Annotated in this window: 12 protein-coding genes and 1 riboswitch; of the genes, 3 read left to right on the top strand and 9 right to left on the bottom strand. The window is 70.9% G+C overall.

The window, feature by feature from the left end:
* Positions 1-53: 53 nt before the first annotated feature.
* Entirely contained in the window at positions 54-1,109 is a 1,056-nt protein-coding gene (locus KALB_RS13985; protein WP_025356337.1) for an LLM class flavin-dependent oxidoreductase, read from the top strand.
* A gap of 179 nt (positions 1,110-1,288) precedes the next feature.
* On the opposite strand, the gene KALB_RS13980 is transcribed toward KALB_RS13985, so the two are convergent.
* From KALB_RS13980 to KALB_RS13945, 8 genes are all read right to left on the bottom strand, one after another.
* On the bottom strand, positions 1,289-3,436 hold the full coding sequence (locus KALB_RS13980; RefSeq protein WP_081789329.1) for a tetratricopeptide repeat protein: 2,148 nt from the start codon (positions 3,434-3,436) through the stop codon (positions 1,289-1,291).
* Between the two features lie 2 nt (positions 3,437-3,438).
* On the bottom strand, positions 3,439-4,422 hold the full coding sequence (locus KALB_RS13975; protein WP_236650253.1) for a glutamate ABC transporter substrate-binding protein: 984 nt from the start codon (positions 4,420-4,422) through the stop codon (positions 3,439-3,441).
* Positions 4,419-5,705 (bottom strand): GlnX family signal transduction membrane protein, encoded by a 1,287-nt coding sequence (locus tag KALB_RS13970; RefSeq protein WP_148309463.1) that lies wholly within the window; start codon positions 5,703-5,705, stop codon positions 4,419-4,421. The genes KALB_RS13975 and KALB_RS13970 overlap by 4 nt, the downstream gene beginning before the upstream one ends.
* A gap of 147 nt (positions 5,706-5,852) precedes the next feature.
* The gene (recD2, locus tag KALB_RS13965) at positions 5,853-8,060 is read right to left on the bottom strand and encodes an SF1B family DNA helicase RecD2 (protein ID WP_025356334.1); all 2,208 of its coding nucleotides are present in this window, start codon (positions 8,058-8,060) and stop codon (positions 5,853-5,855) included.
* A gap of 157 nt (positions 8,061-8,217) precedes the next feature.
* Positions 8,218-9,480, bottom strand: coding sequence for a serine hydroxymethyltransferase (locus tag KALB_RS13960; protein WP_025356333.1), 1,263 nt, complete (start codon positions 9,478-9,480; stop codon positions 8,218-8,220).
* Between the two features lie 32 nt (positions 9,481-9,512).
* Positions 9,513-9,597, bottom strand: a riboswitch (ZMP/ZTP riboswitch).
* A gap of 11 nt (positions 9,598-9,608) precedes the next feature.
* On the bottom strand, positions 9,609-9,818 hold the full coding sequence (locus KALB_RS13955) for a hypothetical protein (protein ID WP_025356332.1): 210 nt from the start codon (positions 9,816-9,818) through the stop codon (positions 9,609-9,611).
* A 15-nt stretch (positions 9,819-9,833) separates the two neighbouring features.
* The gene (locus tag KALB_RS13950) at positions 9,834-10,238 is read right to left on the bottom strand and encodes a nitroreductase family deazaflavin-dependent oxidoreductase (RefSeq protein ID WP_201771998.1); all 405 of its coding nucleotides are present in this window, start codon (positions 10,236-10,238) and stop codon (positions 9,834-9,836) included.
* Positions 10,239-10,339: 101 nt separating this feature from the next.
* Positions 10,340-10,876: an FKBP-type peptidyl-prolyl cis-trans isomerase gene (locus KALB_RS13945; protein WP_030107948.1), complete on the bottom strand. Its 537-nt coding sequence runs from the start codon at positions 10,874-10,876 to the stop codon at positions 10,340-10,342.
* A gap of 158 nt (positions 10,877-11,034) precedes the next feature.
* Between KALB_RS13945 and KALB_RS13940 the strand changes: the two genes are divergently transcribed.
* Together KALB_RS13940 and KALB_RS13935 are read left to right on the top strand one after the other, a co-directional pair.
* Complete coding sequence (locus tag KALB_RS13940) at positions 11,035-11,640, top strand: RNA polymerase sigma factor (RefSeq protein ID WP_025356330.1); 606 nt, start codon at positions 11,035-11,037, stop codon at positions 11,638-11,640.
* 5 nt (positions 11,641-11,645) lie between these two features.
* The gene (locus tag KALB_RS13935) at positions 11,646-12,122 is read left to right on the top strand and encodes a carboxypeptidase-like regulatory domain-containing protein (RefSeq protein WP_236650346.1); all 477 of its coding nucleotides are present in this window, start codon (positions 11,646-11,648) and stop codon (positions 12,120-12,122) included.
* Positions 12,123-13,175: 1,053 nt separating this feature from the next.
* Here KALB_RS13935 and KALB_RS13930 read toward each other — a convergent pair.
* A complete protein-coding gene (locus tag KALB_RS13930; RefSeq protein ID WP_025356328.1) occupies positions 13,176-14,141 on the bottom strand; it encodes a heme o synthase in 966 nt (321 codons plus the stop codon).
* Positions 14,142-14,173 lie beyond the last annotated feature (32 nt).

The raw sequence follows: 14,173 nt of genomic DNA, 5'->3' as shown, positions 1-14,173 counted from the left end.
CGGGCGGCGGCGCGGCGTTACACCAGGACGTGACCGGACCACTTCCTGCCGACGTGCCGCTGTCCGTGCTCGACCTGGCCCCAGTGCCCGAGGGGTCGACGAGCACGCAGGCGCTGCGCAACACCCTGGACCTCGCCCGCCACGTCGAGGACTGGGGCTACCACCGGTTCTGGCTGGCCGAGCACCACAACATGCCCGGCATCGCCAGCTCCGCGCCCGCGGTGCTGATCGGTCACGTGGCCGCCGCGACCGCCACCCTGCGCGTGGGCTCCGGCGGGGTGATGCTGCCCAACCACCCGCCGCTGGTCGTCGCCGAGCAGTTCGGCACCCTGGAGGCACTGCACCCCGGCCGGATCGACCTGGGCATCGGCCGTGCCCCCGGCACCGACGGCGCGACCGCCCAGGCGCTGCGCCGCACGGCGGGACCGCTGTCGGCCGACGACTTCCCCCAGCAACTCGGCGAGCTGCTCAACTACTTCGAGCAGCCCGAGCCCGGTCAGCGGATCATCGCCGTGAACGCGCCCGGCAACAAGCCCCCGCTGTGGCTGCTCGGGTCCTCCGGGTACAGCGCGCAGGTCGCGGGCATGCTGGGCATCCCGTTCGCGTTCGCCCACCACTTCAGCGCCGAGAACACGCTGCCCGCGCTGGCCCTGTACCGGCAGACCTTCCGCCCCTCCGCGGTGCTGGACAAGCCGTACGCCATGGTCGCCGCCTCCGCCGTGATCGCCGACACCGATGAGCAGGCCCGCTGGCACGCCGGTCCCAGCGGGCTGTCCTTCCTGCGCCTGCGCAGCGGCAAGCCGGGTCTGCTGCCCACGCCGGAGGAGGCCGCCGAGTACCCGTACACCGACCTGGAGCGGGCCTTCATCGAGGACCGGTTCGGCACGACCATCCTCGGCTCGCCCGCGACGGCCCGCGCCCAGCTCGCCGACCTGCTGGAGCGGACCCAGGCCGACGAGCTGATGGTCACCACGATGGTGCACGACCACGCCGCCCGCCTGCACAGCTACGAGTTGCTGGCCACCCTGTTCCGCGAGTCCCGCTCACCGGAGCGCGAGTCCCGCTCTGAGGCGGGCGAGTCCCGTCCAGCCGTGGCCGAGTCCCGCTGAGGCCCTGACCCGCGCGTGTCGGCGCTTGCGGCACCGCGTGTCGGCGCTTCCGGGACGGTGTGTCGGCGCTTGCGGCACATCCTCCCGGCTGCTGGGAAATCGCCCGCGAAGCGCCAACACACCGCACGTGAGACGCCGACACGCGGTACGCGGAGCGCCGACACGCGCGGGTACGTGGGTCAGGTCAGGGTGCGGGGGCGCACGGCGTTGGCGCGGTCGACCAGGGCGACCCGCTCGCTGATGGTGCCGGCCATGCGGGCCAGGGCGCGGTAGCAGGCCTCCAGCCCGAAGCGCAGGTCGCGCTCGGTCAGCGGGCAGTCCAGCACGCGGATCGCGACCCCGTCGCCACCGGCCTGCACCCAGGCGAACGCCGCGCTCAGCACGTCGGCGACCAACTGGGCGCGGGCCGTGGCGTCCAGGCTGAGCCGTTGCAGCCGCTCACCGGCCTCGACCAGGTCGGTGACGGCCAGCTCGCGGCCGGCCCGGTTGCTGATCCGCACGTGGATGGCGGCGACCTGGGCCGCCACGTGCTGGCTGGAGCTGTCCGGCACTGAGTCGAGGATCTCCACGGCCCAGGAGCGGTGGCCCTGGGCGAGCCGGGTGCGAGCCAGGCCGAACGCGGCACTGACATAGGTGTTGTCGGTGCGCCACACCAGCTCGTAGTAGCGGGCCGCGGCCTGCTGGTCCCCGCACAGCTCCGCGCTGACGGCCAGCGCGAGCCGGGCGGCGGGCTCGCCGGGCAGGCTGTCGTACACGGAGTCGAAGGCGGCGCGGGCCTGCGCGGGCTGCCCGTCGGCCACGGCGACCAGTCCTCGGTACCACTCGGCGCGCCAGTCCCCCGGCGAGTCCTCGGCGACCTCGGCCAGCACCACGGCGGCCTCGGACAGGTCGTGCAGGTCGATCAGGGCGCGGGCACGCCGCAGCTGCACCTCGGCGGTGATCATCGGCGCCGAGTCCAGCCCGGAGATGACGGTCGCGGGATCGGTGCCGGTCATCGTGGCCAGGTAGCCGGCGGCCGGGTCGTCGGTGTCCACCTGCGGCACGGGCAGGGCCACGGCGACCTCGGCCGGATCGGGCGGGACCAGTTCGGCCTGGCTGCCGAAGGTCCTGCGCTGCGGACTGAACACAGTGGACAGTCCGGGTGGCGGCTGGTCCCCGCCGATCGCGCACACCTCGCGCAGCACACCCACCAACTGGTCGGCCATCTCCCCCGCCGAGCCGAACCTGCGGCCGGGGTCGGCGTGCGTGGCGCGCAGCAGGAACCGGTGGTAGGACTCGAAGACCTCGAACAGCGGCACCTGCTCCACCCCGGGCAGGCTGTGCTTGTGCACGCCGCGGTACTCGGGGAACTCGAAGCTGAGCACCGCGAGCATCCGGCCCACCGTGTACAGGTCGGAGGCGACCGAGGGCCCGCGCCTGCCCAGCTCCGGCGCGCCGTACCCGGCCGTGTAGAACATCGGGCTCTCGTAGTCGTCCATGCGCCGCACCGCGCCCAGATCCAGCAGCTTGAGCTGCTCGTCGGTCTGGATCACGTTGTCCGGCTTGAGATCGCAGTACAGCAGGCCCAGTCCGTGCAGGTAGCCCAGCGCGGGCAGCACCTCCAGGCCATAGGCGATCACCTGGGTCAGCGGCATCGGGTCGATCAGCCCGTCGGGCCGCCGACGGGCCAAGGCCAGTTCCCGTAAGGAGTTGCCGCCCACGTACTCCATCACGATGTAGCCGACCATCGTGCCGGTGGTCGGCTCCGGGTACTGCACGAAGTTGTAGATCTTGACGATGTTGGGGTGCTCGACCTCGGCGAGGAACCGGCGTTCCGCGACGGCGGCGGCCATCGCGGCGGTGTCCCCGGTGTCGATCAGTCCTTTGAGGACGACCCAGCGGTCGTTGACGTTGTGGTCACGGGCGAGGTAGATCCAGCCCAGCCCGCCGTAGGCCAGGCAGCCCAGCACCTCGTACTGGCCACCGAGCACATCACCGGGCGCCAGCTTGGGCAGGAAGGAGAACCGCGTGCCGCAGCGCGGGCAGAAGCCCTCGGTGGCCCCCGGCTCGCCGTCCGTCCCGCGGCCGACCTTGCCGCCGCACAGGCAGCAGAACCGCTTGGACTCCGCGACGACCGGGTTCTCCAGCACCGCGGTGGTCGGGTCCCGATAGGGCACGCGCGGCACCTCGACCAGTCCGGCGCCCAGCCGCCCCCGGGTGATCGCCCGCGCGGACAGCGGGCGGGAGGGCTGGCTGGGTGGTCGCCAGCCGTCGGTGCCCCAGCCGGTCTGCTCCAGCCCGGTCGGTACCGCGCCGGTCATCGCGGGCTCCCACGCTTGAGTCCCCATGCTCAGTCCCGGTATCTCGCGGTCGGCGGCGCGGGCACCGGCCCGAGCCTGGTGCCCAGCCAGTGCTGGTAGGAGGCGGTCCAGGTGCCGTCGACGCGGACCTTCTCGAGCACCCCGTTGACGAAACGCACGAAGTCCTCGTCCTGCTTGGGCATCGCGATCCCGTACGGCTCGTCGGTGAACCTCGGTCCCACGATCTTGGTGTACGGGTCCTGGGCCGCCATGCCGACCAGGATCGTGTCGTCGGTGGACACGGCGTCGACCTGGCCCTGCTGCATCATCACCAGGCAGTCGGTCCAGTTGTCCACCGACACCGGGGTGGGCCGCGCGGGGGCGGTGCTGATGTTGTCCAGCGAGGTGGACCCCCTGGCAGCGCACACCTTGCGGCCGGTCAGGTCGTCCATGCTGTCCACAGTGGAATTACTCTTGACCAGGACCCGTTGTCCCGCCTGGTAGTACACGGTGGAGAAGGCGACCTGCTTGAGCCGCGCGCAGTCCACGGTCATCGTCCTGGCCACGATGTCCACCTTGCCCTGGTGCAGGGAGGAGATGCGCTCCGCCGAGGTGATCGCCTTGAACTGGATGCGGTTGGGATCGCCGAACAGGGCCGCGGCCACCGCGTGCAGCATGTCGATGTCGAACCCGGCCAGCTCCCCGGTGAACGGGTCGCGGAAGCCGAACGGGTAGGTGGTCTGGTCCACCCCGGCGATCAGCCGCCCGCGCTCGACGATCCTGGCCATGGTGGAACCCTCGGGCATCCGTCCCGGTTGGGGCAGCGGCCCCGCGGGGCGCAGGCTGGCGGTCGGATCGCAGCTGCGGTCGGGGGCCTGCTGGGCGGTGGTGGGCGTCGGCCCGCCGCCGACGCCCAGCGGCATCGGCGCGGGCAGGGCGTTGGGCGCGACCGGTGGCGGCGTGCTGGGCACGGCGCAGCCCGCGAGCAGCGAGGCCGCCAGCAGCAGCCCGCCCAGCGCGCCCGGCGCTCTCACCAGTACTCCCGCAGCCGCTGCCAGCAGCCGTACACCGAGCCGATCCCCCCGATCACGGCCAGCACGATCAGGCCGGGGCGCAGGAAGGTCAGCGCGGCAAGCGAATCGGCGGCGCCACGGCTGAAGGCGCCCCGGGTGGCGCTGATCGCGCCGACCAGCCTGCCGTCGAGCTGGCTGAACAGCGTGCCGCTGCTGGTGTCGGAGGCGCCGATCGCGATGTCCACGGCCTGCTTGTACTGGCCGGAGTCGTCGGCCTGGCGGATCTTGGCGTGCGCCTTGACCCAGGACTGCTGGTAGCGCATCGCGTCGTCCAGGTCGGCGCGCACCACCGGGTCGGTGGCCAGTGCCCTGGCCTGGCCGAGCAGCCCGCCGGTGCCGTCGGCCCCGCCCAGCCGGGTGCTCGCGGTCTGGAAGTCCTGCTGGTAGCTCTGGCCGGTGCCCCTGGCGACCAGGGTCAGCGTCTCGTCGGCCCTGGCCTGCACGGCGGCCAGCCGGGCCTGCACCAGCACGCTGACCTGGTCGGAGCCGTCGATGCGCGCGCTGGACATGCGCACCGAGACGACCACCATCGAGGTCAGGGTCCACAGCAGGGCCAGCGACACGGCCACGGTCGCCACGACGAGCCCCGCGTTGAGCAGGCGGTTCGTCCTGCGCAGCAGGTAGACCTGCACGGCGAACAGGCAGCCGACCACGAACAGCAACAGCAGGATCTCCACCACCGGCAGGCGCGCCGCCGCGTCCTGTTCCTGGGCGAAGCGGGCGTTCTCGGCTCGGTAGAGCTGCTCGGCGGCGGGCAGCAAGGTGGAGCGCATCAGCCCGGAGGCCTCACGCAGGTAGGCGGCGCCCACCGGGAAGCCCTGCCGGTTGTTGGCGCGGGCGGTCTCCACCAGCCCGGTGTAGACCGGCAGCTGGGTGGACAGGGTCAGCAGCGGGTTGCCCGCGACCTCGGTGCCCGCGGCCAGGGTCAGCGCGGAGGTGGCCTGGGCGATGTCCGCGCTGTACTGGGCTCTGGTGGTCAGCGGCTCGACCCCGCCGGACAGGAACGCGCTGGCGGCCGCTGCGTCGGCGTCGGACAGCGAGCGGTAGATGTCCTGCGCGGCCACGCTCAGCGGCTCGCTGCCGCCTGCCAGGTCGGTGATCTCCTCACCCTTGCGCTGCACGGCGCTGGCGGTGACCGTGGCGACCAGGATGCACAGCAGCAGCAGACCGGACATGATGCCCGCGAGCTTGCCCGGTGAGCTGCGGCCGAACCGGGCCAGCGCGCGCAGTAGCCGCTTGGGCACTCTCGGTACCGCCCCCACGCGGGTGATCATCCCCAGCGCCACTGGTGACCACCCCCGTCCTGGCCGGGCGGCCCGCGCGGTGATCGGGCCGGACCAACAGGATGACTATCGATCGTGCCGAGGTCCAGCGCCACCCGGGGAGTCTGGTCACCCTCCCATGATCGGGCCGGCGGTGATGCGGTGCGCCAGGGCGGTGTGCCTGCGACCTGCGGACACGGTGCGGACGGCCTGCTGGATGGCCCTGCGCGAACCGACGAGCACCACGAGCTTCTTGGCCCGCGTCACCGCCGTGTAGAGCAGGTTGCGCTGGAGCATCATCCAGGCGCTGGTGGTGACCGGCACCACGACCGCGGGGTACTCGCTGCCCTGCGAGCGGTGGATGGTGATCGCGTAGGCGTGCACCAGTTCGTCCAGTTCGCCGAACTCGTAGTCGACCTCCTCGTCCTCGTCGGTGCGCACGGTCAGCACCTGCTCCTCCACCGACAGCGCGGTGACCACGCCGACGGTGCCGTTGAAGACCCCGGCCACCCCCTTGTCGTAGTTGTTGCGGATCTGGGTGACCTTGTCGCCGACCCGGAACACCCGGCCGCCGAACCGCCGCTCGGGCAGGTTCGGCCGGGACGGGGTCAGGGCCTCCTGCAACAGCCCGTTGAGCGCGCCCGCCCCCGCCGAGCTGCGGTGCATCGGGGCCAGTACCTGCACGTCCCGGCGCGGGTCCAGGCCGAACCGGCGCGGGATGCGGTTGGCCACCACGTCCACGGTCAGCTCGCCGACCGCATCGTTGTCCTCCTGCGGGAACAGGAAGAAGTCGGGTAACCCGTCGGTGACCGGGGGCTTGCCCGCGTTGATCCGGTGCGCGTTGGTGACCACCCCGGACTGCTGGGCCTGGCGGAAGATCCGGGTCAGCCGCACCCTCGGGATCGGCTCGGCGGCGAGCAGGTCGCGCAGCACCTCACCGGCACCGACGCTGGGCAGCTGGTCCACGTCCCCGACCAGCAGCACGTGCGCACCCGGCGGCACCGCCTTGAGTAACTTGTTGGCCAGCAACAGGTCCAGCATGGACACCTCGTCGACCACCAGCAGGTCCACGTCCAGCGGCCGGTCCCGGTCGTAGGCGGCGTCCCCGCCGGGGCGAAGTTCCAGCATGCGGTGCACGGTGGCCGCCTCGCAGCCGGTCAGCTCCGCCAGCCGCTTGGCCGCGCGGCCGGTGGGTGCCGCGAGCATCACCTTGGCCCGTTTGGCCTGCGCGAGCAGCACGATGGACCGCACGGTGAAGCTCTTGCCGCAGCCCGGTCCGCCGGTGAGCACCGCCAGCTTCTCGGTCAGCGCCAGCCGGACCGCCTGCTCCTGCTCGGGTGCGAGCTCGGTGCCGGTGGTCCCGTGCAGCCAGGCCAGCGCCTTGTCCCAGTCCACCCCGACGAAGCCGGGCAGCCGCTCGGCGGTGGTGTTCAGCAGCCGCAGCGACTGGTTGGCCAGGGAGATCTCCGCGCGGTGGAAGGGAACGAGGTAGATCGCCTGGTCGTCGGCCGGCAGCGAGTCGCGGACGAGGCCCTCCTCCTCGACCAGCTCGTCCAGGCAGGACCCGACCAGGACCGAGGGCACCTCCAGGATCTCCACGGCGTTGGCGACCAGGCTGGGCTGCGGCAGGTAGCAGTGGCCGTCCTCGCTGGCCTGGGAGAGCGTGTACTGCAGGCCCGCCTTGACCCGCTGTGGGCTGTCGTGCGGGATGCCGACCGCCTTGGCCAGCGTGTCGGCGGTCTTGAAGCCGATGCCCCACACGTCGGCGGCCAGTCGGTACGGCTCCTGTTTGACGACCCGGATCGCCTCGTCCTTGTAGGTCTTGTAGATGCGCACCGCCAGCGAGGTGGACACGCCGACCCCTTGCAGGAACAGCATCACCTCCTTGATCGCCTTCTGCTCCTCCCAGGCGTCGGCGATCAGCTTCGTCCGCTTGGGCCCCAGGCCCGGCACCTCGATCAGCCGGGCGCTCTCGTGCTCGATGATCTCCAGGGCGTCCACCCCGAAGTGCTGCACGATGCGCTCGGCGAACCTCGGCCCGATGCCCTTGATCAGCCCGGAGCCCAGGTAGCGCTGGATGCCCTGCACGGTGGCGGGCAGCACCGTGCTGTACGAGTCGACCATGAACTGCTTGCCGTACTGGGGGTGGCTGCCCCACCGGCCGCGCAGCAGCAGGCTCTCCCCCGGCTGCGCGCCGAGCAGGGCACCGACCACGGTCAGCAGGTCCCCCGCGCCGCGACCGGTGTCCACCTTGGCGACGGTGTAGCCGGTCTCCTCGTTGGCGTAGGTGATCCGCTCCAACGACCCCTCGACGGTGGCGTAGTTGTGTGCGGTCATGGCAGCACCGTATCCAGCACCACCGACAGGCCCGGTGACGGGCCGGTTCGGGTCGGCCGCGCTGCACGGCGCACACCACCTGCACGCCTACCTGCCCATGTCATGACAGTGCCGTTCGAGACACTAGATGTCTCGAACGGCACTGTCATGACACCTGTCAGGCCCAGCCCGGCATCGGGTAGCCCGCCAGCAGCTCGGAGATCTGCGCGGCGATGCGCTCGATGCCCGCCTCGTCCCCGGCGTTCGCGGCCGTCACGGTGTCGTCGATCCACTGGGCCAGCTGCGGCATCTGCTCGACACCCAGGCCGCGCGTGGTGATCGCGGCGGTGCCCAGCCGGATGCCGGACGGGTCGAAGGGCTTGCGCGGGTCGAAGGGCACGGTGTTGTAGTTCAGCTCGATGCCCGCGCGGTCCAGGGCCTTGGCCGCGGGCTTGCCCGCGATGCCCTTGGACTCCAGGTCGACCAGGATCAGGTGGTTGTCGGTACCGCCGGAGACCAGGTCGAAACCGCGCTCCACCAAGGATTCCGCCAGCGCCTTGGCATTGGCCACGATGGCGTGCGCGTAGTCGCGGAACCCCGGCGCCGCGGCCTCCTTGAGCGCCACGGCGATGCCCGCGGTGGTGTGGTTGTGCGGGCCGCCCTGCAGGCCGGGGAACACCGCCTTGTCCAGCGCGGCGGCGTGCTCCGCGTCGGACATCAGCATGGCGCCGCGCGGGCCGCGCAGGGTCTTGTGCGTGGTGGTGGAGATGACCTGGGCGTGGCCCACCGGCGAGGGGTGCGCCCCGCCCGCGATCAGCCCCGCGATGTGCGCGATGTCGGCCACCAGCACCGCGCCCACCTCGCGGGCGATCTCGGCGAAGGCCGGGAAGTCGATCGTGCGCGGGATGGCCGTGCCCCCGCAGAAGATCAGCTTGGGCCGCTCGGCCCTGGCCAGGTCGCGCACCTCGTCCAGGTCCACCCGGCCGGTCTCCTTGGTGACCCCGTAGCGCACGGCCCTGAACCACTTGCCGGTCGCCGACACCGACCAGCCGTGGGTCAGGTGCCCGCCCATCGGCAGGGCCATGCCCATCACCGTGTCGCCGGGCTGGAGGAACGCCAGGTAGACCGCCAGGTTGGCCGGGGAACCGGAGTAGGGCTGCACGTTGGCGTGGTCCACGCCGAAGACGTCCTTGGCGCGCTGCACGGCCAGCGTCTCGATCGGGTCGATGAACTGCTGGCCCTCGTAGTAGCGGCGCCCCGCGTACCCCTCGGAGTACTTGTTGGTCAGCACCGTGCCGGTGGCCTCCAGCACGGCGGTGGACACGTAGTTCTCGGAGGCGATCAACCGGATCTTGTCGTGCTGCCGCTTGGCCTCGGCCTCGACCAGTCCGGCCAGTTCCGGGTCGAACCCGGTGAGGGCGGTGAGGGCAGGCTGGTGCATGTGGGATCTCCCGCGTCGGTCGTCCGCTCCGGCGGCGGTACCCAGGCGCGCGACGCCGCCGGACAGTCGCTCCCCGGTGGTCGATTCCACCTGAACACGCCAGTCGCGACGCGGGAGATCCTATCGCCTCACACCGGCGGCACCATGCCCGCCAGCCGGCCGTCGCCGGAGCACAACCGGCAGTCCCGGTTGGCCGTGGCGCTGCGGCCGACACCACCGAGCACGGCCAGCACCGACAGCGGGGCCTCACCGATGCCGCCGCAGTGGTGGCACACGGTGTAGGTCTGCTCAGCCACCGAGTCCGCGACGAACTCGGCCTCCTCTTCGTCTCCGGTCACCGCACGACCATACGGTCAGGCCCTCGTCAGCAGGACAACCGGGATGTCCCGCTCGGTCTTGGCCTGGTATTCGTCGTAGGCGGGCCAGATACCGGCCATCAGCGGCCACAGCCTCGCCTTGTCCCGCGCGTCGGCGGTGCTCGCCACGGCCTCGAACTTGTCCGCGCCCACCTGGACGTGCACGCGGGGCTGCTCGGACAGGTTCAGGTACCACAGCGGGTGCGTTGGCGCCCCGCCGTAGGAGGCCACGATGACGTAGCGGTCACCGTCCTGGCCGTAGATCAGCGCGTTGCGGCGCTGCTTGCCCGACCTGCGGCCGGTCGTGGTCAGCACCAGCGTGGGCACCCCGGGCTGCCATTCGTGCCCGTCCGCACCATCGCTGTCCACGTAGCGACGGGTGTGCTCGGCGACAAAGTCAATCGCGCTGTCCAACGGCTGTTCCTGCTCGGACACCGGTTCTCCCTCCAGTGAGCCCCCCAGCGGGGGCAACACCGGAGGGCACCGGCTTTCTTCCCGGCAGGTCAGTTGCCCGCGGAGACGACCTTGACCGCGTCGATCACGAACACGAGGGTCTCGCCGCCCTTGATGCCCTGGTAACCGTCCGACCCGTAACCCTTGTCGGCGGGGATGATCAGCAGGCGGCGACCGCCCTCCTTCTGACCGACCAGGCCCTCGTTCCAGCCCTGGATGACGCCGGCCTGGCCGACCGGCACCACCGGGAAGGGCTTGACCGGGGTGCGGTTCCACACCGAGTCCACGACCTTCTTGTCCGACCAGGTAACCAGGTGGTAGTTCGTGTCCGCCTCGTCGCCGACCTTGACGGCCGGGCCGGTTCCCACGGACAGGTCCTTGCTGACCAGCTGCTTGGGCGGGGCGCAGTTGTCCGGGATGGTGATCGTCGGCTTGCTGCCGAAGGCCCCGTCCACCTTCACGTCATCGGCCGTGCAGACCTTGTCCGGGGAGTTCGTGCCCCCGGTCCCGGCGTCGGACTTGCCGCCGCAGGCCGTCACGGACAGCAGGGACACCATGATCACGGCCGCGAGGCCAGCAGTGCGCATGGCGCGCACGATAACCCAGCCACCCGCGTTACCTGTTCGTGACCTACCGGGAGGTATCCCCGAGGGCCCGCCGGCTCCCTGAATACCAGGGCACCACGGAGGCGGAGGGGGGCACGGTGGACCGACTGGGCGCAGGCCCGAGTTCGCCACCTGCAGACGTGCACGAACAGGGCGACCGCATACCCGAGGAGAACACCGACGACCGCTACGAGCGGATCGCCGAACTGCTGGAGGCGGCCCGCTCGGGGCGGCCGGACGGCATGGACGAACTGGTCGAGGAGCTGACCCCGCTGCTCTGGCACGTCGCGCGGGCGCAGGGCCTGGACCACACCAGCTGCGCCGACGTGGTGCAGACCACCTGGTTGAACCTGCTGCGCTCACTGGCGGGCATCCACACACCCTCGGCGCTGACCGCCTGGCTGGTGACCACCACCAAGCGCGAGGCCTGGCGGGCCCGCGACGCGCAGCGCCAGGAACTGCCCTCAGCCGAGGAGGGCTTCGCCGACAGCACCATCGACGAGGGCAACCCCGACCAGCAGGTGCTGGCCGCCGACCAGCGCAAGCGCCTGTGGCAGGCGGTGCACCGGCTGCCCCTGCGCTGCCAGGAGCTGATCCGGGTGGTGGCCTTCACCCCGCGACCCGACTACGGGGTCGTGGCCGCCCGGCTGGGCATGCCCCGCGGCAGCATCGGCCCGACCAGGGGCCGCTGCCTGGCGAAACTGCGCGACCTGCTCACGTCCGAGACCGAAGGGGGATGGGTGTGACCACGATGCGACCGCTGGGCCCGGCCAGCGCGAACGAGCCGCTGGACGAGGTGGACTTCCTGATCCTGGACCAGGTCCGCGAGCTGTACACGCAGGCCGACCCGCCGCCCGTCGACCTGGTCGAGCGGATCCGGCTCGCCGTGTCCATGGCAGGCGCCTGCGAGCCGCTGGCCCGCAGGCGCGAGGTGCTGGCCGCCGGGATGCGCGGCACCGACCAGCGCAGGCTGATCACCTTCGACGCGGAGTCCGTCACGGTGATGATCAGCGTCCAACCGAACCGGGACGGGACCGTGCGGATCGACGGCTGGCTCACCCCGCCCGCCGGGCACCCGGTCGAGCTGCGCACCGCCCGGATCCGCATGCGCACCACCGCCGACGCGGACGGCCGGTTCGTGCTGGACGGGGTGAAACCCGGCACCGCCCAGTTGGTGGTCCGCCCGCTGCGCGGCCGCTCGGTGACGACCCCCGCGATCGTGCTCTGACGGGTCCTTCGGACACAGGAGGCTGGCCAACCGGTACCGCACCACCACGAAATCCCGCAACGCCTTCGGCGCCCGGTATCGTTTTCGGCCGCCCCGACCGAAATCCACTGAATCGGCGATGGCCTTCCGCGGCGATTTCGCGAGTGCGACGCATGAGCGGATATCACTACCCGACCCCAGCACCCGATCAACGAATTCCTCGGCCCGCTTCTCACACCCGGACGAAGCCGCTCACCGATCACCTCACAAAGGGGCGATCTTTTCGGCAGTCGCACCTGTCGGCACAGCTCACGCATTCCTGTTGGTCCGTGACCTCGAAGTCGTGACGAGATGACCTCGCTGCTTCCCTGTCCTCGCGCGAGCCCATTCCGGAGAGAACTGCGGGTGCCGACACCGAGGACGGTGCCGACACCCGCAGACTTGATCAGCAGACCTGGCCGATCAGCAATGCCCGTGGCCCCACCAGCCGCCACCCCACCAGCCGCCGCCGTGGCCGCCGTGGCCCCATCCGCCGCCTTGACCCCATCCGCCTTCGGCCGAACGGGGAGCCTGAGCACCCTTGGTCGATTCCATTGGATACTGCCCCTTTCTCTCTCGAACTTCAATGATTGCGGAGAAAGTTCGCCACACGCAGGCCACTCAACAAATAGTGCTCCGCTCGCCACGTTACCGAACCGCATGTGGAGGCAAAGCGGCATCGACCAGAACACACTACGAGTTGCACAAGGTTTGCGTCGCACCTTTCGTTGAACCACCGGGCGAACGGCCCAACTGTATCGAGAACGATGACGACTACAGAGAGGCCACCCAGGCGGCCCCAGTCGGAAACCGCCAGCCGGATACCGACCCCGCACTCATGGCCTCGACCGAAAGAACCAGGTAGTCCGCGATGCATTTCCCGATTTGTCACACCGAGGACCCCGGTCCCACCGCCCCGGCGGCTGGCCCTCGAGCGCCGGACCCGGCAATCGCACGTCCGGGCGCCGGTCCAGGCCGCGGATCCCCGTCCGGGCCGGACCTCGCCCCCAGGACAACACCCCCGGGCAACCCGACCTAGAAGGGCAGCCCGAAGGTCTTCAGCCCGACAACGGCGTCCGCGGCCAGCGCCACGAAGACCAGCATCAGGTAGGTGTTGGACATGTGGAACAGCTTCATCGGGCTGCCCGGCTCACCGCGCCGGACCGCGTTGTGCAGCCGGTGGGCGAACACCAGGAACCAGACGCCGAACACGACGGCGAAGCTGCCGTAGATCCAGCTGGTGGCGGGCAGCAGCAACAGGCTCCAGGCGACCATGACCCAGGAGTAGATGACGATCTGCCGGGAGACCTGCTCGCGACTGGCCACCACGGGCAGCATGGGCACCTTGGCGGCGGCGTAGTCCTCGCGGAACTTCATGGCCAGCGCCCAGAAGTGCGGGGGCGTCCAGAAGAAGATGACACCGAACATGACCAGCGCGGGCCAGCCAACGGTGCCGGTCACGGCGGACCAGCCGATCACCACCGGCATGCAGCCCGCGGCGCCGCCCCACACGATGTTCTGCGAGGTCCGCCGCTTGAGGCCCATGGTGTAGACGAAGACGTAGAACAGGATCGTCACCACGGCGAGCACGGCGGACAGCAGGTTGGTGGTCAGCCACAGCCAGCTGAACGCCGCGGCACCCAGGGCGATGCCGAACACCAGGGCGCTGCGCACCGGCACCTCGTGGGTGGCCAGCGGACGGGCCTTGGTGCGCTTCATCACGGCGTCGATGTCCGCGTCGACCACGCAGTTGAGCGCGTTGGCGCTACCCGCGGCCATCGTGCCGCCGACGAGGGTGGCCAGCACCAGCCACACCGACGGGATTCCACGCTGGGCAAGCAGCATCGCTGGGATCGTCGTCACCAGCAGCAGCTCGATCACGCGCGGCTTCATCAGGGCCACGTAGGCCTTGACGACATCGCGCACTCGACGACTGGGAGTGGTGGTGGCGTCGATGGCGGTACTGCCCGGCGTTCCCTCCACGGGGGTCACCGACGGCATCTCGCTCCTCGAATCAGGCAGTTCGGGTCGGC

The sequence above is a fragment of the Kutzneria viridogrisea DSM 43870 genome (assembly GCF_000525635.1).
Taxonomy (GTDB): Bacteria; Actinomycetota; Actinomycetes; order Mycobacteriales; family Pseudonocardiaceae; genus Kutzneria; species Kutzneria viridogrisea.
This window is presented reverse-complemented; position numbering and strand designations above follow the sequence as displayed.